Here is an 18,779-nt window from a genome sequence, read left to right as displayed (position 1 = left end):
GCCCGGCGTACGCCGGCCGGGCGTGCTCAGCCCGGCGTCAGATCCGTGGCGACGATGCGCCGCGGGTGGAAGGTGACCTTGCTGCGGGTCTCCCCCGGACCGTCCAGGTCATGGAAGTCGTGGCCGTACTTCTTCCCCGCCTCGGCGGCGAACGAGAAGTCGGCGTCGGGCTCCATCTCGACGTCCGCGCGGACCTCCAGGGTCCGGAACCTGTTCTCCGGGTCGATGACGAACAGCGTGGCCAGCGGTGTCCGCCGGAGGTTGCGGGCCTTCTGCCGGGCGTCGTTGAGCGAGATGCGGAAGAGTCCGTCACTCTCGTCGTAGTGGAACGCGATCGCCGTGACCTGGGGGATCCCGCCCGGGCCGATCGTGGACAGGGTGGCGGTCATCGCCTCGGTCAGATCGAGGTGACTGGCCGGTACCCGGGGCCGCTCGGACGTCATGGCGCCTCCTCCTGCGGGAAACCGCCCGCCTTGGACACCATCGAGGGGACTTCCTTGCCGAGCTTCCCGCCGATGAACGCGGCGGCGTCGACCAGCGCCGGGACGGACAGGCCGGTGGCGACGCCCGAGCGGTCGAGGGTGTAGACGAGGTCCTCGGTGGCGATGTTGCCCGTCGCCCGCGGCGCGAACGGGCAGCCGCCGATGCCGCCGATGCTCGAGTCGAGGATGTTCACCCCGAGGTCCAGGGCGGTCACGGCGTTGGCGTAGCCGGTGTTGCGGGTGTTGTGGAAGTGCGCGCGCAGCGGCACGTCGGTCAAGGTGCGGGCGGTGCCGAAGAGTTCGCGCACCTGGCGCGGCACGCCCACCCCGATGGTGTCGGCCAGCGCGATCTCACGGGCGCCGGCGGCCGACGCCCGGGCGACGAGAGCCGCGACCGTCTCGGGCGCCACCTCGCCCTCGAAGGGGCAGCCGAACGCGGTCGCGATCGTCACCGACGCCGGCAGGCCGGCCGAGCCGGCGAGTTCGAGCACCTCTTCCACCATCGCTGCGAGGGCCTCGGTGCCGGCGTTCTGGTTGCGCCGGTTGAAGGACTCGCTGGCGGCGAGCACCAGGTTGATCTCGTCGACGCCGCAGTCCAGGGCGCGCAGGAAGCCGCGCCGGTTGAGCACCAGACCGATGTACGACACGTCGTCGCGCCGGGGCACCCGCTCCATCACCTTCTCGGCGTCCGCCATCTGCGGCACGGCGTCCGGGCGGACGAAGGAGACCGCCTCCATCCGGCGCACCCCGGCCGCGATCGCCAGTTCGACGAAGCGGACCTTGTCCTCGGCGGCGAGGATCACCGCCTCGTTCTGCAGGCCGTCCCGGGGACCGACCTCGACCACCTGGACCTGCCCGGCCGTCTCCTGTGCCCCGCTCGTCGTGTCCGACGGCATCGTCATGCCCTCACCTCGTCCGTCGTGCCCCGCGCCGGACGTGCCGTGCCGCAGAGCTCCTCGATCCGGGTCGCCGCCAGGTACCCCTCCCGCACGGCGGTCCGGTAGGACCGCGGGAGGACCGCGTCGCCGACGTACTCCACCGGGACCCCCAACTCCCCGGCCCGGAAGGGCCGGGACGGTGCCGCGCGGGCCACCATCACCACCAGGTCCGCCCCATGCGTGGACACCGTGTGCCCGAGGAGGTCCTCCACGTCGGCGGAGGCCGGGGCGACCGCGACGACCATCGACAGCGGCAGCGCCGTGAACCGGCCGGAGGCACGCAGCCTGCCGAGCGCCGTCGCGGGGCGTCCGGTCGCCTCCATCGGCAGTCCGACCGAGGCGAACGGCGTGACGAAGGTGACGTGCGCGCCCGCCTCGACGAGCAGTTCGGCCACGCCGAGCGCCTCGTACTCACCGATCTCGTCGACCACGACCGCCGTCCCGGGGACGGTGGTCAGGGTAAGGACGTCCCGCGAGGACACCACGTGCGGCAGGTCCGCTCCCGGCACGGCCGCACCGGGCCGCGCCGTCTGGCGGGCACCCGGCCGGGGCACCGATCCGGTGGCCGCGACGACCACGTCGGGCGCGGTGGCGAGCACCGCCTCCGCGTCCGCGCGGGTGCCGAGCCGTACGTCGACGCCCGCTTCGCGCACTTCCCGTTCGGTCCAGGCGATCGCGTCGAGCATGCCCGGCGCGTTCGGCATGGCCCGCGCCGCCCGGCGGGCGAGGCCACCCAGCTCCCCGGTCTCCTCGAACAGGGTCACGGTGTGCCCGGCCAGGGCCGCGGCGCGGGCGGCCTCCAGACCGGCCGGGCCGCCGCCGACGACGGTGACCCGGCGGGGCCGCCGGGTGGGGTGCGGCAGATCGGTCGTGGTGCCGGCGCCGGGCAGGGCCGGGTTGACGGCGCACCGGATCGAGCCCTCGGTGATGATCGAGCGCTGGCACTCGTTGCAGCCGATGCAGGGCCGCACCCGCGCGGGGCGGCCGGACATCGTCTTGCGGACCAGTTCGGGGTCGGCGATGTGCGCCCGGGTCATGCCGATCAGGTCGGCGGCGCCCGAGGCGACGGCCTCGTCGGCCTGCTCCAGGGTGCGGTAGCGCCCGGTGACCAGGGTGGGCAGGGTCAGGCCGCGCGAGGGGAGTTCGTTCCAGGGCAGTTCGTAGCCGGCCGGCTGGTCCATGCCGCCGGTCATCAGCGGGAAGGCCTCGGGGGTCCGGCCGCCGAGCGAGAACCCGACGAAGTCGACCAGGCCCCAGTCCCGCAGGGCCCGGCCGATGGCGAGCAGCGCCTCGGAGTCGATGCCGCCCGGACCGATGTCGGCGCTCAGCCGCACGCCCAGCACGAATCCCGGCCGGGTCGCGGCCCGCGTCCGCTCCAGGATCTCGGCGAGGAACCGCAGGCGGTTGCCGAAGCTTCCGCCGTAGCGGTCCTCGCGCCGGTTGTAGAGCGGCGAGAGGAAGTGGTTCACCAGGTAGTGGTGGGCGCCGTGCACCTCGCAGCCGTCGAGCCCGGCGTCCGACATCACCTGCGCGGCGTGCACGAAGGCGTCCTGGATCTCCTCGATCTCGGCGTGCGTCATGGCCCGGGCCGGGGCCCCGTTGAGGCCGTCGTTGTCGGAGGCGGAGAGGGCCGGGCGGCCGTCGGGCAGCGGCGGGGAGGCCGCCCCGCCGTGGTTGGCCTGCCCGATCAGCACGGCCCCCTCCGCGTGCACGGCCTCGGCGAGCCGCGCCAGACCGGGCCCGACGTCGTCCCGGTGGAGCCGGAACGACGCGGGCCGGTACGTCGGGTGCACGGCGCCGGCCTCGGTGATCAGCAGGCCGACGCCGCCGCGTGCCCGGGCCGTCAGATACTCGACGAGGGTGTCGGAGACCAGCCCGTCCTCGGCGTACCCGGTCATGTGGGCCGTCGTCGCGACCCGGTTGCGGACCGTCAGCGGCCCCAGACGGAGCGGCGAGAGCACGTGTTCGAGTGCCATGGTGCCCTTTCCTCAGACGGAGCTTCCGCCGGAGTAGCGCACCCACGTCGCGCGCTGCCAACCCTCCTCGAACCTGGCCGCCGCCAGCGAGCCCTCGGTGATCGCCGGTTCCAGGGTGCGCGGACCGAGCGCGTCGCCGATGACGTACAGCTCGGGGATGCCCTCCAGCCGGGCCGTCAGGGCGTGGTCGGGTACCGCGCCGGACATGAACACGAAGGTGTTCACCTCCAGTTCCCGGATCCGGTTCGGGGCGGCGATCGGTGCGACGGTGGCCCCGCCCGGTTCGACGGCGTGCACGAGGGTGCGCGTGTGCAGTTCGTAGTCGCCCTTGTACAGCTCCTCGGCGTGCGGGCCGGCGGCGTAGTCGTAGGCCACCGGGATGTTGGCGGCGAGGTTCGAGAAGCGGGTGACGTGGTGCACCCGGTGACCGGCCCGGACGAGGGTCTCGGCGACGTCGATGCCCTCGTAGTGCCCGAGCTCGTCGACGAGGAGCACCGGACCGGTGATCTCGGCGCCGTTCAGGACGTCCCAGCCGGTCAGCACGTCGACGCCGGCCAGACCCGCCGGGGCCTCCGCGGGCCGCCAGGCCTGGAAGCCGTCCCGGCGGGGGGTGGCACCGGTCGCGACGACGACGCGGTCGGCGCCGACGGCGTCCACCGCCTCGCGGGACTCGAGTGCGGAGTTCAGGACGACCTCGACGCCGAGACGGGCCAGCTCCGACTCGTAGTAGGGCAGCAGCGAGGCCACGTCGGAACGGGAGGGGGACTTCTCGATCAGCTTGAGCTGGCCGCCCAGCCGGTCGGTCCGTTCGTGCAGGACGACCCGGTGACCGGCCAGCGCGCAGGAGCGGGCGGCCTCCAGGCCGGCCGGGCCGCCGCCGACGACCAGGACGGTGCGGCGGCGCGGGCTGATGGTGAGCACGTGGTCGCCGCGCTCGCTCTCGTGACCGCAGGCGGGGTTGACGACGCAGCCCATCAGGCCGCGGCTGGTGAGGCCGCCGGCGCACGCCTGGTTGCAGGAGATGCAGGGGCGGATCTCCTGGTGGCGTCCCTCCCGCGTCTTCTTGACCAGGTGCGGGTCGGCGATGAGCGCGCGCACCATGGAGACCATGTCGGCCTCCCCGTTGCGCAGGATCTCCTCCGCGTCGTACAGGGACAGGACGCGGCCGGTGACCATGGTGGGGAGCGAGGCCTGCCGGGTGATCTCCCCGGTGGCCTGCCGGACCATGTAGTTGCGCGGTTCGCGGGTGACGCCGATCAGCTTGGACCGGCGGTAGTGGCTGCCGTAGGAGACGTTGAGGTAGTCGACCAGGCCCTCGGTCTCCAGCCGGGCGATCACCTGCCGGATGTCGTCGGCCGTGGTCATGTGGTCGGCGCCGTCGGGCGAGAGCCGGACGCCGACGACGAAGTCGGGGCCGACCCGGTCCCGGACCGCGCGCAGCGCCTCGAAGAGGATCCGCGAACGGTTCTCCAGGGATCCGCCGTACTCGTCGGTGCGGTGGTTCGTGGCCGGGGAGAGGAAGGAGCTGAAGAGGTAGCTGTGCCCGCCGTGCAGTTCGACGCCGTCGAGGCCGGCCTGCCGCACCCGGCCCGCCGCGGCGGCGAAGCCCTCGACGACCTCGTCGATCATGTTCTTGGTCATCGGGTGCGGCACCAGGCCCAGGACCGGGTCCGGCACCGCGGAGGCCGCCCAGGGGGCCGAACCGTCGTGCGCGTAGAGCGTCGGGCCGCCGTGCATGAGCTGCTGGAACAACTTCATGCCCTCGGCCTGCACGGACGACGCCAGGTCGGCGAGGCCCTCGATGATGTCGTCGGTGGTCAGGTCCAGGAAGCCCGGTGAACTCCAGTGGACCTGACCGCCCTCGCCGAAGCTGAGCGCTACACCGCCCCGGGCGCGCTCCATGTGGTAGGCCTTCAGGGTCTCCGTCACCGGACCACGGGCGAAACCGGTACCGTGCGCGGACCGGACGATGCGGTTGCGCAGCGTGACGTTCTTGATCGTGAGCGGCTGCCAGACCAGGTCCAGTTCCCGCTCGGCCTGCTCGGCCCGCTCATGAAGATGCTTGGCGCTCACGTACGTCCCTCTCGTGCCGGGTCCTGCTGTGGTGTGGTGCGTGCTTCCTGGATTCCTGGGGTGTGGGGGTGGTGTGCGGTGTGCCGCGGTGCGGGTGTCAGCCGAGCATGTCGCGCAGCACGTTCTTCTGGATCTTGCCGGTGACGTTGCGCGGGAAGTCGTCGACGACGACGACCTTCGCCGGCACCTTGTACTTGGCCAGACACGACGCCACGTGGGCGATCAGACCGGCCTCGTCGACCGTGCGGCCCGCCTCGGGGACCACCACGGCGTAGCCGACCTCGCCCCACTTCTCGTGCGGCACCCCGACGACGGCCGCGTCCTGCACGCTGTCGTGGCCGGTGAGGACCCGCTCGACCTCGGCGCAGAAGACGTTCTCGCCCCCGGACTTGTACATGTCCTTGAAGCGGCCCCGCAGCGCCACGAATCCTTCCTCGTCCACGGAGACGGCGTCCCCGCTCTTGAACCAGCCGGCCGCGGTGGCGTCGTCGGTGTCGGGGTCGCGGCGCCAGTAGCCCGGCGAGACGGAGGGGCCTCGGACCCACGCCTCGCCGACCTCTCCCGGAGCGACGTCCTCGTTGGTCGCGGGGTCGACGACGCGGATCTGGACGTGCTGGACGGGCATCCCGACCGTGTGCGCCTTCGCCACGCGCGACGCCTTCGGCATCAGGGTCATGCTCGGCCCCATCTCGGTGGCTCCCCAGCCCGCCTGCAGTTCGAGGCCGTGCTCGCCGAAGTAGGCGCCGACGTCGGCCGGGATCGCGCCGCCGCCGACCATGCCGGCGCGGATGTGGGAGAAGTCGGCCGAGCGGGAGGCCTGCTCCATCACCATCCGGTACATCACCGGGGCGGCGTTGAAGTTGGTGAAGCCGTGCTTCTTGTCGCCGAGCAGTTCGGCGACCCGGGCGGGGTCGAAGCGGCGCAGGACGCTGACCCGGCCGCCGGCCATCAGTGTCGGATTGACGATCGCGTTGAGGCCGGCCGCGTGGAAGAGCGGCAGCGCGCTGAGGTAGCGGGCCGGCGGGCTTCCTATGCACATGTCGTGCTGGACGTTCATCGCGTGCCAGGCCAGTCCGCCGAGCGTGATCAGTGCGCCCTTGGGGAGGCCGGTGGTGCCGGAGGTGTAGAGGATCTGGGCGATCTGCTCGCCGGAGTAGTGACCGGTGGCGCGCAACGGTGCCGCCCCGTCCATCAGCGCGTCGATGTCGTTGCGCACACCGGCGCACGACCAGCCGGCCAGCGGCACCCCGAGCTGCTCGCCGAGCTTGGTCGCGGTGTCCTGCCAGGTCGAGTCGTGGATCAGCAGCCCGAGTTCGGCGTCGGCGCAGAGCACTTCGATCTCGTCGACCGTCAGCCGCCAGTTGAAGGGCACGAAGATCGCGCCCGTGCGGATGCAGGCGAACTGCAGGGCCAGGACGCGCCAGTCGTCGTCCGCGAGCAGTCCGACCCGGTCGCCGCGCCGGAGGCCGAGTCCGGCCAGTACCGAGCTGAGCCGGGCGACCCGGTCCTCGAACTCGGTCCAGGTGAGTTGCCGGCCGGTGTCGAGACTTTCGACCGCGATCTCGGGTCCGTGGCGGCGCGCGTTGTAGGTGACCCAGTCCGTCAGATGAGTGACCACTCGTGCTCCCTCGCTGGTGATGGAAGTGGGGGTGCGGCATCCCGGGCCGTCATATGCCCTCGGTCACGTGGCCGAACGGGCGAAAACCTAACAGCATCTGGTTATGGGGTCAACGGACCGGACAGCACTTGAGCGGCCCGCCGGACACCCGGTTCAGACGACCCGGTTCTCGTACACCACCAGACAGAACGCCTCGAACGGCAGGAGGGCCGGATCGTCCGCCACCGCCCGGGCGACACCGGTGGCCGGGGCGGCGGCCGGGAACCAGACCTCCAGCAGCCCGTCGTACGGCCGGTCCGCCGTGCCCCGCGGCGAGAGCCCGGGGTCGGCGTCCAGCGCCGCGCTCCACCGGTGCCCGAGGGCCGCGTCCGCCCCGGGTACGGCGCCGAGCGCCCCGATCAGCGCCCGGCCGGCCGCTTCGCCGAGATCCGCCGTGCGCGCGAACACCATCAGCGTGCGCCCACCGGCCACCGGGTCCGGCGCCTCGCCGAAGCGGTGTGCCAGCAGCACCGCCGCCATGCCGGCCCGGTCGGTGAACTCCGCCTCGTCGGGCACGGCACGGGCACGGTAGTCCGGGTGGGACCTGAGCGTCCCGATCGCCGCGAGGTCCGGGAACGAGGCCAGCGGCACGCCGTCGTACTCCCAGCTCACCGGGCGACGAGCCGGCTGCTCCTCCGGGATCGCGTGCCCCTGCGTGTACCCCACCATGCCCGGCAGCCGCTTGGCGATCTCGGCGTGCTCCTCGCGCCAGTGGCGGGAGAACTCCGCCCAGTCGAGGCCCCGGCGCCGGCGGACGGGGGCCACGGATCTGATCACGGAAGCGGTGGTACCGGCCGGATCGGCCGTCATCTGGTCAGACATGGGCAGATGCTGACGTGACTCATGACACACGTCAAGGTTTCAACAAGCAGTGATCATACGTCAAGCCTTTGACAATCACTGTTTGGTGGGCCACTGTGGAAGCGCATCCCGGTATCGGGACGTCTTCCACCACGAGGAGGGGCCGTGATTCACCACCTGGCCATCACCCCGAAGAACTTCGACGTGTCGCACAGGTTCTACACCGAGGTCATGGGCTTCGAGCTCGTGAAGATCGTCAAGCGTCAGGCCATGGGCGGATCCAAGGCCGGCTGGACCAAGCACGTCTTCTACGAGACCGCGAAGGGTTCCGGCTCGTACTTCGTGCTCTGGGACCTCCACCTGAACGGTTTCGAGCAGCCCGAGGACTGGGACCCCTCGATCTCCGTCGGCCTCGGTCTGCCCTGGTGGATCAACCACATCGCCTTCGAGGTCAAGGACCTCACCGAGCTCGAGGAGAAGAAGCAGCACTGGCTGTCCTGCGGCCAGAAGGTGAGTGAGGTCGTCCACGAGTTCATCACGTCGATCTACACCCGGGACCCGGACGGCAACATGGTCGAGTTCACGACCAACACCCGTCCGCTCGACGACGACGACAAGGCCGAGGCCCTGGAGCTGCTCGCCGACGACGAGCCCGCCACCATGCCCGACTACCCGGGAGTCGTCTACCTGCCGGACGGACGGATCATCGAGGCGCCGTCCTCGGAGTGACCTGCCCGGCCGCGACCGCGCGGGTCGCGGCCGGCCGTGTCCGCCCCCGTGGCGGCACGGCGCCCTCAGCACGTCACCGGTTCATCCCCCGCCCGCTGCCGCCGGGCGTCACACACGAGAGGTCAGGCCCATGGGCTGGTCGATGTACACCGCCAGGTTCGGAGCGACGAGGCCGGCCTTCCTGCCGGCCGTGGCGGATCCCGAGGCCGTCGCCGATTCCGTGCGGGCGGGCCTGGACTGGATGTTCCCCGAAGTCACCATCACCGCCGACACCGCCACGGTGCGCCTGTCCATGAACGCGCCCTCCGCCGAGGCGGCACTCGCGCACCTGCGGGGCAGCTACAAGTCGGCGCTCCACACCGCGGGCGTGTGGCAGGTCGGCAACTGGCCGCTGCACCTGCTCACCGTCGAGGCCGGTCTGCCCAGCGAGGTCCGGGCCGCGGCCGGCTGCGGGACGGGGCCGGCCGGGACGGTCCACGGCCGGGACGGTCTCCATCTCGTCGGCTGACGTCCGGCGGGCGCACGACGCACATCCGGAGGGCGGCGCCGACGCCGCCCCGTGCACCCCGGGGGCGGGGCACGTCCGGGCGGACACCCACCGTCCCCGGCGGCTTTCCGGGCGCTCAGGCCTGGGAGAGCCGCTCGGCCGCGAGCCGCGTCTCCTTCAGCTGGATGGTGCTCTCGATGATCGAGATCATCGAGGAGGCCATCACCTGGAAGAGTTCCTCGGAGCTCATGCCGCGCGCCTCGACGGCCGCGTGCAGCGAGGGGGTGGCGACCTCACCGTCCTCGCCCTCGGTGGGGCCGGCCTTGCCGGTCTCCTGCAGCGCGCTGGTGATCGCCAGCAGTTCCAGGCCCTCCATCAGCGGGGCGATCATCGGCAGCGGCACCCCCTCGGCCTGCAGCCGCTGCACACTCGACTCGACCTCCGTCAGACCGATGCCGAGCGGCGCGCGGCGCAGCATCACGGGGATCAGCTCCGGGTGCGAGATCAGTGCCTGGCGGGTGCGGTAGGCGTTGAGCGGCAGCCAGACCCTCCAGTTCTCGTTCTCGGTGCGCGGGGTCGCCACGTCGGCCAGCGCGAGCTGGGTGACGCCCACCAGGATCTCGTCCTTGTTGCGGAAGTGGTGGTAGAGCGAGGCGCCGTTGACCTTGAGGGCCTCGCCCAGGCGCCGGATGCTCAGGGCGTCGAGACCCTCGCTGTCAACGATCTCGAGCGCCGCCTCGAGCGCCTTGCGGCGCGAGATCAGCGGGACCTTCGGTCGGGCCATGGGGGGCTCTCCTCGTCTCCGGGCTCCACGTCCTCACGCACCTTAATCCATCGGCGTTCGCCTGGTGGCCACCAGGTGCGGGTGGCCCACTTTGTCCGTTTCTGATTCCGCGTCAGTTCCCGCACTCCCCCGGGTCCCGTTCGCTTCCGGCCACCATCCCATCGTACGGAGAGGACCGTGCCCCAGTGACCGACCACGACACCGCCCCCTCAGCGGGGGCTCCTCCCGGCCCGGACCCGGCGCCGGTCGCGGCCCCCTCGGCGGCGGGCACGACCCGTGTGGTGGCGGTCGTCGCGCTGCTGATGTCGGTGTCGCCCTTCACCATGGACATGTACCTCCCGGCCCTGCCCGAGATGGCCCGCGACCTGGACGCGGCACCGTCGCAGATCCAGCTCTCCCTCACCGGTGTACTGGTGGGGCTGGCCCTGGGGCAGCTGATCGCCGGACCGCTGGCCGACGTCTTCGGCCGCCGCCGCCCGGTGCTGGTGGGGCTCACCGGCCACATCGTCACCTCACTGCTGTGCTTCGCCGCCCACGACCCGTACCTGCTCGCCGGCACCCGGCTGCTGCAGGGACTGTCGTGCGCGGCGGTCGCGGTCGTGTCCATGGCCACCGTGCGCGATCTGTTCGCGGGTTCGGGTTACGCGCGGGTCATGTCGCGGATGTTCCTCGTGATCGGCGTGGCCCCGGCGCTGGCGCCCACCATCGGCGGTGGGGTGCTCACGGTCGCCGAGTGGCCGTTCATCTTCCTGGCGCTCGCCGGCCTCGGCGCGGTGCTGCTGGTGGTGGCCGCGACCTCGCTGCCCGAGACACTGCCGCCCGAGCGGCGCGGGCGGCCCACGTTCACGGCCGCCCGCGCGTCGTACCGGGCGCTCCTGGGCGACCGGACGTACCTCGCGCTGATCCTGGTCGGAGGGCTGATGTTCTCGACCCTGTTCAGCTACGTGTCGGGGGCGTCGTTCGTCCTGCAGGGCCGGTTCGGGCTGAGCGAGCAGCGGTTCGCCCTGCTCTTCGCCGCCAACGCGCTCGGCCTGACCGTGCTCGCCCAGGTGAACCCGCTGCTCATCCGGCGCTACGGACCGGCGAACGTGCTCACCTTCGCCACCGTGCTGGGGCTGCTCGGTTCGGCGCTGCTGCTCCCGCTGCTGGCCTTCGGCGACGCGCCGCTCGGCGTCGTCGTCGCGGTGCTGGCGCTGTCGGTCGCCGGGTACGGGCTGAGCATGCCCAACAGCCAGGCACTGGCGCTGAACGGGCAGGGTCACCGGGCCGGCACCGCGGCCGCGCTCATGGGGTTCGTGCAGTTCTCCGTCGGCAGTCTCGTGGCGCCCCTCGTGGGCCTGGGCGAGGCCGACGGCGTCGCGATGGCCGGCGCCATGCTGGCGGCCACCGCCTGTGCGTCGGGCGTGATGTGGTGCGTCGTCCGGCGGAACGCGGAGACGATGGCCATCCGCTGACCCTGCCGTCCGTCGACTCCGCCGCCCGCTGATTCTTGCCAGGCTGAACCAACCACTGTTAGTTTATTGGGCATGCCTGAACACGCGCTCGACGAACGACCGCTGGTCGTCGGCATCGGTGGCACGGTCCGGAGCGACTCCAGCTCGGAGGCGGGACTGCGTTCCGCACTCGCGGCGGCCTCGGCGGCCGGTGCCCGCACGCTCTGCCTGACCGCCCACGACATCGCGCTGCCCTTCTACGAGCAGCGCACCCCGCGCCCGCCCCAGGCGGTCCGGCTGGTGGAGGCGCTGCGCTCGGCCGACGGCCTGATCGTCTCGAGCCCCGGCTACCACGGCTCGGTGTCGGGCCTGGTCAAGAACGCCCTCGACTACGCCGAGGACCTGGCGGGCGACGCACGCCCCTACCTCGACGGGATCCCGGTCGGCTGCATCGGCGTCGCCTACGGCAAGCAGGCCGCCGTCGCGGTCATCGACCAGCTCCGCACCGTCGCACACGCCCTGCGCGGCTTCCCGACGCCGTACGGCGCGGCGGTGGTCGCCCAGCGCGGCGCCTTCCGCGACGGCCGGTGCGTGGACCCCGCACTGGACGAGCAGTTCGGCCGGGTGGGGGCCCAGGTGGCGGCGTTCGCCGGCGCCGTGCGGACCGCCACCACCGCGTTCGAACCCGTCGCGTGAGCCCGCGTCCGCTGCGCGGGCCGGGGCGGACGGTCGGCATCTGGGCCGGCGCCTTCCGCCTCGACGACCGCGCCCTCGTCGCCGACGCGGCCGCCGCGCTGGAGGACATGGGGTACGCCGCCCTGTGGTACCCGGGCGGCCTGCGCCGCACGTTCGACACCGCCGCCGTGCTCCTCGGGGCCACCTCGCGGGTCGTCGTCGCGACCGGCATCGCCAACATCTGGGTCAACCCGCCCGCGGAGTCCGCGGAGGCGTTCGCCCGCCTCGACGCGGCGCACCCCGGACGGTTCCTGCTCGGCCTCGGCGCGAGCCACGGGCCGTTGGTCGAACGGTCCGGGCTCGGCCGGTACGAACGACCGCTGGCCCGGATGCAGGGTTACCTCGACGAGCTGGACGCCTCGGCCGCCCCCGTGCCGCCCGAGGACCGGATCATCGGCGCCCTGGGCCCGAAGATGCTCGCCCTCTGCGCGGAACGCTCCCTCGGCACGCACCCGTACCTCGTCACACCCGAGCACACCGCGCGGATCCGCGCGTCCGTCGGCCCCGGCGCCCGGGTGATGCCGGAACAGGGAGTCGTCCTCGACTCCGACCCCGTGTCGGCCCGCGCCACCGCCCGCGAGGCGCTCGCCATGTACTTCGAACTGCCCAACTACGTGAACAACTGGCTGCGTCTGGGCTTCACCGAGGACGACGTGGCCCATGGCGGCAGCGACCGTCTGGTCGACACCCTGGTCGCCTGGGGAACCCCCGAGCAGATCGCCGCCCGGGTCCGCGCCCACCACGACGCGGGCGCGGACCACGTGTGCCTGCAGATCCTCGGCGCCCCGGGCGAACTGCCGCTGCACACGGCACGCGTTCTGGCCGCGGCCCTGTTCGACTGACGGGTGGACGGCCCGGCCCCTTGCATGATGCAAGGGGCCGGGCCGTCCACCCGTTCGCGCCGTTGCTGCCACGGAAACGCCGGGCCCGCCCATCGGTTCGGGGCCGTCGTCACCCAGCGCCCGGGACCCTCCGCCCGTTCGAGGTCACCGCCGCACGGGGCCGGGCCCACCGGGCCGGGGCCGTCGTCACCGGGGCCCCGGGCCCGTCTGCCGTGAACCCGCCCGGGCCGCCTACCTGTTGTGGAACACCGGGGCGCGTTTGCCGAGGAAGGCCGCGACCGCTTCCCGGTGGTCCTCGGTGAGCGCGGCGGAGACCTGGGTGCGGTTCTCCAGGTCGAGGCCGGCGGCCTGGCTGGAGATCTCCAACTGCGACCACATCACCTGCTTGGTCATCCGGACCCCGTACGGCGCGTGCGCGGCGATCGCCCGGGCCGTCCCCAGGGCGGTGTCCATCAGCTCCGCCCGGGGCACCAGCCGGGAGACCAGCCCGATCCGCTCGGCCTCCTCCGCCTCCACGAAGCGGCCGGTGAGCAGCAGTTCGAAGGCGCGCGAGGCGCCGATCAGCCGGGGCAGCAGCCAGCTCACCCCGATGTCGCAGGCCGAGAGGCCCACCTTGACGAACGCCGCGTTGAACCGGGCGTCGTCGGCGCAGACCCGGACGTCCGAGGCGAGCGCCAGGGCGAACCCGCCGCCCGACGCGGCGCCCTGCACCGCCGCCACGACCGGCATCCGCAAGCCGCGCAGCCGGGTCACCAGGGTCGCGATGTGCTCCTGCACCGACATCCAGTCCGGCACCGCCCGCGACCCGTCGCCCCCGGGCGCGGTGCCGTGGCCCTGGAGGTGGGCACCGGCGCAGAAGTGCTTGCCCGCACCGGACAGCACCACGACGCGGACGTCGGTGCGGGGCGCCAGGGCGCCGAGCACGTCGTGCAGTTCCTGGACGATCACCGCTTCCAGGGTGTTGAACCGGCCGGGCTCGTCGAGCCGGACCTCGAGGACGCCGTCGCCGTGGTCGACGGTGCTCACCGAAGGCATCAGGCACCCTCCAGCGCGGAGAACTCGTCACCGCCGAGCAGCGCACCGCCGTCGACGGTCAGCACCTGTCCGGTGACCCACGACGCGGCCTCGCCGGCCAGGAACTCCGCGGCGTCCGCGACGTCCTCGGGCTCACCGAAGCGGGGCAGCGGCCAGCGGCCGTAGACCTTCTCACCGCCGGCGATGAGCGGCCCGGCGAACCGGGTGTTCACGACCCCGGGTGCGATGCCGTTCACCCGTACCCGCGGGCCGAGTTCGACCGCGAGCTGGGCCGTCAGGTAGTTGAGCGCCGCCTTGCTCATGCCGTAGACCCCGGACGGACTGCCCGGGGTCTCGGCGACGTTGGAGGAGACCATCAGGACGGAGCCGGTCCGGGTCTCCCCCAGGCCCGCCTCCAGGGCCAGCTGGGTCCAGCGCAGCGGGGCCCAGAGGTTGACTTCCATGATCTTCTGCCAGCGGCCGTGGTCCACCGTGCGGGTCGGCCCGAAGTGCGGGTTGGCGGCGGCGTTGTTGACCAGCACGTCGATTCCGCCCCAGCGCTCGCGCACGTCCGCCAGCAGGGCCCGGGCGGCGTCCTCGTCCAGGACGTGCACGCCCGCGCCGAGCGCGGTCCCGCCCGAGGGGTCCAGGGCCTGTGCGGCGGCCGTCGCGTCGTCGGCGTTGCGGGCGCACAGCACCACCCGTGCGCCCCGTTCGTGGAAGCGGCGCGCGATACCGAGGCCGATCCCCCGCGAGCCTCCGGTGACCACGGCGACCCGGCCCTTCATGGGCCCGTCCGGCGCCGTCGCTTCTCGTTGACACCCTTTGTGCGGCATGCCAGCATCCTAAATCTAATACTGGTTGATTAATAGGGGTGCATTCATGACGCCCGATCAGTTCGACCACACATCCGAGGACCACGCCGCGCGCTGGCGGGACATCTACGCGGAGGCCCGCCGCGGCTGCCCGGTCATCTCCTCCGGCCGCCACGGCGGCTACCACGTACTGACCCGGCACGCCGACATCACCGAGGCGCTCCGTGACCACCGGGCCTTCTCCTCCGAACGGTCCTGGCACGCGGACGGCACCGACAAGGGCCTCGGCGTCGCCATCCCGCACCAGCCGGTACGGGTCGGCATCCTCGAGATGGACCCGCCCGAGCACACGAAGTACCGCAGGCTGCTCACCCCGTGGTTCACCCGCCAGGCCGTCGCCCGGGGCCGCGAGCGGATCCGGCACACGGCCACCTGGGCCATCGACCGGATCATCGACAAGGGCGAGTGCGACATCGTCACCGACCTCGCCGGCCCGTTCCAGGCCATCGTCATCCTCGACATCCTGGGCATCCCGCTGGAGCGGTGGTCGGCCTACGCCGACGTCGCCGAACGGATGGTCCGGCAGACCGAGGACCGCGCCGAGGGCGCCCGCTGGATGCGCGAGGACGTCCGCGAGGAGGTCGAGCGCCAGCGCGCCGAGCCCCGGCCGGGTCTGATCAGCGGTCTCAACAACGCCGTGGTCGACGGCGAACCGCTCGGCGTCGAGTGGGCCACCGAGCTCGTCAACATGATGCTGCTCGGCGGCGAGGGCACCACGATCGCGACCATCGCCCACATGCTCAAGCACCTGCACGACCGGCCGGAGGACCGGGCGCGGATCGCGGCCGATCCGTCGCTGCTGCCGACCGCGGTCGACGAGATGATGCGCTACCACGCGCCCTCGCCCGGCCTGGCCCGCACCGTCACCCGGACGGTCGAGGTCGGCGGCCACACGTTCCACCCCGGCGACCGGGTGCTCCTCTCCTACGCGTCGGGCAACTTCGACGAGGACGTCTTCCCGGACGCGGGGACCCCCGACGTCACCCGCTCGCCCAACCCGCACCTCGCCTTCGGCGGCGGCGTCCACCGCTGCCCCGGGGCGCTGCTGGCCTCCGCCAACGCCGAGGTGTTCCTCGGCGAACTGCTGCGCCGCATCCCGGAGTACGTGATCACCGCGGTCGAGGCCTACGAGCGGATCCCGCTGACCAACGGCTTCTACTCGATGACGATGACCTACCCTCCCGGTCCGCGCGAGGGCACCGACACCGGCGAACTTCCCCGGCTGACCGGCGAGCGGGTACGCCCGGCCGAGGGGACGGACCGGTGAACGACCCACTGCCCCCGGCCGGTGCCCCCGAGCCGTTCGACCACCACTCCCCCGCCTTCGCCGACCACTGGCCGGAGATCTACGCGGGCCTGCGCGCGGGCTGCCCGGTCGCGCACTCCCCCCGGCACGGCGGGTTCTACGCCGTCACCCGCTACGAGGACGTCCGCCGCGTACTGCGCGAACCGGAGACGTTCGCGTCCGGGCGCGAGCTGGAGTTCGACGGCAGGGTCGTGGGCGGGGCGACCGTGCCGGTCACCGCGTCGCGGCTGGGGATGATGGAGATGGACCCGCCGGCCTCCCTCGCCTACCGCCGGCTGATCGCGCCGTTCTTCTCCGCCCGCACGGTCCGCGAGTACACCCCCCGGCTCACCACGATCGTCGACTGGATCCTCGACCGCACCGTCGAGTCGGGCCGGATGGACGTCGTCGCCGACCTCGGCGCGGTGCTGCCGCCGCTGGTCATCGTCGATCTGCTGGGCCTGCCGCTCGACCGCTGGCAGCACTACGCGCACGCACTGCACCAGGGCGTCGGCCACCGGAAGGGCTCGGCGCGGGCGATCATCGGCGTGATGCGGGAGATGCGGGAGCTGGTCACCGGGTGGCGGGAGCGCGGGTCCGGTCCGCCGGGCGTCTGCACGGCCCTCCTGGAGGCGGAGGTCGACGGGCGGCCGATCGACGACGACCTGATCGCCGAGCTGGTGTTCATGCTGCTCACCGGCGGCGTCGACACCACGACGGCGCAGATCTCCAACGTCGTCGGGCATCTCGACGCCCATCCGGAGCTGCGCCGCCGGCTGACCGAGGACCCCGGCGCCGTCCCGGGTGCCACGGACGAACTTCTGCGTCTCCACAGTCCGGGCACCGGCGCGGCCCGCACCGTCGTCGCTCCGACCACGCTCGGGGGCGTCGCGCTGCGGCCGGGCGACCGGCTCTTCCTCGGCATCGGATCCGCCAACCGCGACGAGACGGTGTTCCCCGACCCGGAGAGCGTCGATCCCGACCGTGCGAACGCTCACCAGCACGTGGCCTTCGGGCTCGGTGTGCACCGCTGCGTCGGCGCACACCTCGCGCGGGCCGAACTGGTCGAGGTGGTCCGTGCCCTGCTCCGCCGGATGCCGGACTTCACCGTCGACCGCGAGGCCGTCGTCCACCGGCCGGTGATCCCGCTGGTCAACGGCTGGACCTCGATGCCCGTCCGGTTCACCCCCGGCCCGCGGGTCGTCCCGGAGCACGCCGCCCCGCTGCCGGAGACGGCGGTGGCCGGCACGGCGGACCGGCACGGCTGATCCGGCTCCGCTGTCCGGGCTCCGCCTGCCCCCGCCCCGCACGGCCGGCACCGTCCGCCCGACGCGGCCCGGCCGACGCGCTCCGGCCGGCACCGTCCGCCCGACGCGGCCCGGCTGCCCGTGGTGGCCGCCGTTCCGGCCGAACGGGCCCGCGCCGCGGCCCGCCGCGCCGCCGGAACGCCCGACGGCCCGGTCCCCCCGTGTCGGGACCGGGCCGTCGGCGTACCGTTCGCAGCCTCAGGCGCGGGTGGCCCTGAGGGCCGGCAGCGAGGCCGCGGTGTTCTCCAGCAGATCGAGGGCCTGGTCCATCATCCGGTCCAGGAGCACCTTGACCGGCACGATGTCCTTGATGGCGGCGGCGACCTGACCGGCGACGACGATGCCGGTCTCGGTGTCACCCTCCATCTGGGCCAGGTACCCCCGGTCCTCCTTCCACTGGTTGAGCTCGTCGACGGAGATGCCCGACTCCTTGACGGCCGGCAGGTCCTCCAGGAGCGCCTTGTTCCGCAGACCGCGGCTGGGCGCGTAGTAGCCCTGGTAGGTCATGTCGTCCCACTCGCGCGAGTCGACGATGTACTGCTTGTAGTTCTGGTGCCACTCGTGCTCGTCGGTCGCGATGAACCGGGTGCCCATGGCGACGCCGGCGGCTCCCATGGCGAGCATCGCGGCGAGGCCGTACCCGTCGTGGACACCGCCGGAGACGATGACCGGGATGTCGAGCTCGGCGATCACCTGCGGGGCGAGCACCATCGTGGAGACGGGCTTGAGGTGGGTGTGACCGCCCATCTCGTGGCCCGAGGCGATGACGACGTCCACTCCGGCCTCGGCGGCCTTCACCGCGTGGCGCACGGAGCCGACCTTGTGGAAGTGCAGCAGGCCCGCCTCCTTGATGCGCTCGGTGAAGCCGCCGGGGAAGCCCGCCGACGTGGTGATGGCCGCGAAGTGCTCACCGACCGGGCCACCGGCCAGCTTGATCCGGATCGCTTCGTCGATGCAGGCCTCGGAGGCCGGCAGCATCTCGCCCGTGGAGAGGGTTCCCACCGGGATGTTGACCGCGAAGGCGCTCCGCGCGCCGGTCGCCACCTGCTCCATCCGGTCACGCAGCTTCTTGCGCAGTTCCACCTCGGGGGTGAGCAGTCCCGGGGTGGAGACCGAGCCGAGCCCGCCCGCCGCGGACACGGCGGTCGCCAGCGAGGTGGTGGGTGACGGACCCATACCGTCCTGCATGATCGGGTACTTGGTTCCGAGTCGGCCGCACAGGGCCTGCCATACCGCTCCCACGTCGATCCCTTCCGCTGAGTGCGCAAACGGCCCTTCCCCGGGGCCCGGATCCACTCAGCCTAACGGCATTTGATTAATGCGCCAAGACCCTCCTTCCACCCCCGCGGATCACCTGCCCG

At 72.6% G+C, this 18,779-nt stretch carries 17 protein-coding genes; 7 read left to right on the top strand and 10 right to left on the bottom strand.

Translation table 11 applies throughout. The features are described from left to right. Positions 1 to 26 precede the first annotated feature (26 nt). The 6 genes from B7L92_RS24140 to B7L92_RS24115 all read right to left on the bottom strand — a co-directional run bounded on the left by B7L92_RS24140 (position 27) and on the right by B7L92_RS24115 (position 7,948). Complete coding sequence (locus B7L92_RS24140) at positions 27 to 443, bottom strand: TIGR03618 family F420-dependent PPOX class oxidoreductase (protein ID WP_081239528.1); 417 nt, start codon at positions 441 to 443, stop codon at positions 27 to 29. After that, the gene (locus B7L92_RS24135; protein WP_218030470.1) at positions 440 to 1,384 is read right to left on the bottom strand and encodes a hydroxymethylglutaryl-CoA lyase; all 945 of its coding nucleotides are present in this window, start codon (positions 1,382 to 1,384) and stop codon (positions 440 to 442) included. The genes B7L92_RS24140 and B7L92_RS24135 overlap by 4 nt, the downstream gene beginning before the upstream one ends. After that, positions 1,381 to 3,396, bottom strand: coding sequence for an oxidoreductase (locus tag B7L92_RS24130; RefSeq protein ID WP_081239526.1), 2,016 nt, complete (start codon positions 3,394 to 3,396; stop codon positions 1,381 to 1,383). The genes B7L92_RS24135 and B7L92_RS24130 overlap by 4 nt, the downstream gene beginning before the upstream one ends. A gap of 12 nt (positions 3,397 to 3,408) precedes the next feature. After that, entirely contained in the window at positions 3,409 to 5,469 is a 2,061-nt protein-coding gene (locus B7L92_RS24125; protein ID WP_081239525.1) for an oxidoreductase, read from the bottom strand. Positions 5,470 to 5,566: 97 nt separating this feature from the next. Next, positions 5,567 to 7,087 (bottom strand): class I adenylate-forming enzyme family protein, encoded by a 1,521-nt coding sequence (locus tag B7L92_RS24120; RefSeq protein WP_081239524.1) that lies wholly within the window; start codon positions 7,085 to 7,087, stop codon positions 5,567 to 5,569. A gap of 153 nt (positions 7,088 to 7,240) precedes the next feature. After that, the gene (locus B7L92_RS24115) at positions 7,241 to 7,948 is read right to left on the bottom strand and encodes an EthD domain-containing protein (RefSeq protein WP_081239523.1); all 708 of its coding nucleotides are present in this window, start codon (positions 7,946 to 7,948) and stop codon (positions 7,241 to 7,243) included. Between the two features lie 144 nt (positions 7,949 to 8,092). Between B7L92_RS24115 and B7L92_RS24110 the strand changes: the two genes are divergently transcribed. Next, the gene (locus B7L92_RS24110) at positions 8,093 to 8,656 is read left to right on the top strand and encodes a VOC family protein (protein ID WP_218030469.1); all 564 of its coding nucleotides are present in this window, start codon (positions 8,093 to 8,095) and stop codon (positions 8,654 to 8,656) included. 130 nt (positions 8,657 to 8,786) lie between these two features. After that, the gene (locus B7L92_RS24105) at positions 8,787 to 9,164 is read left to right on the top strand and encodes a hypothetical protein (protein ID WP_081239522.1); all 378 of its coding nucleotides are present in this window, start codon (positions 8,787 to 8,789) and stop codon (positions 9,162 to 9,164) included. Positions 9,165 to 9,279: 115 nt separating this feature from the next. Here B7L92_RS24105 and B7L92_RS24100 read toward each other — a convergent pair whose 3' ends face one another. Continuing rightward, complete coding sequence (locus B7L92_RS24100; protein WP_081239521.1) at positions 9,280 to 9,927, bottom strand: TetR/AcrR family transcriptional regulator; 648 nt, start codon at positions 9,925 to 9,927, stop codon at positions 9,280 to 9,282. A 185-nt stretch (positions 9,928 to 10,112) separates the two neighbouring features. Here B7L92_RS24100 and B7L92_RS24095 point away from each other — a divergent pair, with 185 nt between their 5' ends. From B7L92_RS24095 to B7L92_RS24085, 3 genes are all read left to right on the top strand, one after another. Further along, positions 10,113 to 11,381, top strand: a complete 1,269-nt coding sequence (locus tag B7L92_RS24095) for a multidrug effflux MFS transporter (protein ID WP_218030468.1) — start codon at positions 10,113 to 10,115, stop codon at positions 11,379 to 11,381. Between the two features lie 72 nt (positions 11,382 to 11,453). After that, a complete protein-coding gene (locus B7L92_RS24090; protein WP_081239520.1) occupies positions 11,454 to 12,056 on the top strand; it encodes an NADPH-dependent FMN reductase in 603 nt (200 codons plus the stop codon). Further along, on the top strand, positions 12,053 to 12,937 hold the full coding sequence (locus B7L92_RS24085; protein WP_218030467.1) for an LLM class F420-dependent oxidoreductase: 885 nt from the start codon (positions 12,053 to 12,055) through the stop codon (positions 12,935 to 12,937). The genes B7L92_RS24090 and B7L92_RS24085 overlap by 4 nt, the downstream gene beginning before the upstream one ends. A 231-nt stretch (positions 12,938 to 13,168) precedes the next feature. Here the strand turns inward: B7L92_RS24085 and B7L92_RS24080 are convergent, their stop codons facing one another. Together B7L92_RS24080 and B7L92_RS24075 are read right to left on the bottom strand one after the other, a co-directional pair. After that, positions 13,169 to 13,972, bottom strand: coding sequence for an enoyl-CoA hydratase/isomerase family protein (locus tag B7L92_RS24080; RefSeq protein WP_081239519.1), 804 nt, complete (start codon positions 13,970 to 13,972; stop codon positions 13,169 to 13,171). Continuing rightward, positions 13,972 to 14,739 carry an SDR family oxidoreductase gene (locus B7L92_RS24075; RefSeq protein WP_081239518.1) on the bottom strand — a complete coding sequence of 256 codons (768 nt, stop codon included), beginning with the start codon at positions 14,737 to 14,739 and terminating at the stop codon, positions 13,972 to 13,974. The genes B7L92_RS24080 and B7L92_RS24075 overlap by 1 nt, the downstream gene beginning before the upstream one ends. A gap of 94 nt (positions 14,740 to 14,833) precedes the next feature. On the opposite strand from B7L92_RS24075, the gene B7L92_RS24070 reads away from it, so the two are divergent. Together B7L92_RS24070 and B7L92_RS24065 are read left to right on the top strand one after the other, a co-directional pair. Next, a complete protein-coding gene (locus tag B7L92_RS24070) occupies positions 14,834 to 16,093 on the top strand; it encodes a cytochrome P450 (protein ID WP_081239517.1) in 1,260 nt (419 codons plus the stop codon). Beyond that, positions 16,090 to 17,379 carry a cytochrome P450 gene (locus tag B7L92_RS24065; protein WP_218030466.1) on the top strand — a complete coding sequence of 430 codons (1,290 nt, stop codon included), beginning with the start codon at positions 16,090 to 16,092 and terminating at the stop codon, positions 17,377 to 17,379. Before B7L92_RS24070 ends, B7L92_RS24065 begins: the two co-directional genes overlap by 4 nt. A gap of 237 nt (positions 17,380 to 17,616) precedes the next feature. Here B7L92_RS24065 and B7L92_RS24060 read toward each other — a convergent pair whose 3' ends face one another. Beyond that, on the bottom strand, positions 17,617 to 18,660 hold the full coding sequence (locus tag B7L92_RS24060; RefSeq protein ID WP_218030465.1) for an NAD(P)H-dependent flavin oxidoreductase: 1,044 nt from the start codon (positions 18,658 to 18,660) through the stop codon (positions 17,617 to 17,619). Positions 18,661 to 18,779 lie beyond the last annotated feature (119 nt).

Source organism: Streptomyces viridosporus (assembly GCF_002078235.1).
Classification (GTDB): domain Bacteria; phylum Actinomycetota; class Actinomycetes; order Streptomycetales; family Streptomycetaceae; genus Streptomyces; species Streptomyces viridosporus.
Note: the sequence above shows the minus strand (reverse complement) of the source record. Positions and strands in the feature narration are given on the sequence as shown.

What these genes read in the sequence shown, in the direction of transcription:
- B7L92_RS24140 (WP_081239528.1), bottom strand. Translation starts at nt 443, where the DNA reads ATGACGTCCGAGCGGCCCCGGGTACCGGCCAGTCACCTCGATCTGACC.
- B7L92_RS24135 (WP_218030470.1), bottom strand. Translation starts at nt 1,384, where the DNA reads ATGACGATGCCGTCGGACACGACGAGCGGGGCACAGGAGACGGCCGGG.
- B7L92_RS24130 (WP_081239526.1), bottom strand. Translation starts at nt 3,396, where the DNA reads ATGGCACTCGAACACGTGCTCTCGCCGCTCCGTCTGGGGCCGCTGACG.
- B7L92_RS24115 (WP_081239523.1), bottom strand. Translation starts at nt 7,948, where the DNA reads ATGTCTGACCAGATGACGGCCGATCCGGCCGGTACCACCGCTTCCGTG.
- B7L92_RS24105 (WP_081239522.1), top strand. Translation starts at nt 8,787, where the DNA reads ATGGGCTGGTCGATGTACACCGCCAGGTTCGGAGCGACGAGGCCGGCC.
- B7L92_RS24100 (WP_081239521.1), bottom strand. Translation starts at nt 9,927, where the DNA reads ATGGCCCGACCGAAGGTCCCGCTGATCTCGCGCCGCAAGGCGCTCGAG.
- B7L92_RS24090 (WP_081239520.1), top strand. Translation starts at nt 11,454, where the DNA reads ATGCCTGAACACGCGCTCGACGAACGACCGCTGGTCGTCGGCATCGGT.
- B7L92_RS24080 (WP_081239519.1), bottom strand. Translation starts at nt 13,972, where the DNA reads ATGCCTTCGGTGAGCACCGTCGACCACGGCGACGGCGTCCTCGAGGTC.
- B7L92_RS24075 (WP_081239518.1), bottom strand. Translation starts at nt 14,739, where the DNA reads ATGAAGGGCCGGGTCGCCGTGGTCACCGGAGGCTCGCGGGGGATCGGC.
- B7L92_RS24070 (WP_081239517.1), top strand. Translation starts at nt 14,834, where the DNA reads ATGACGCCCGATCAGTTCGACCACACATCCGAGGACCACGCCGCGCGC.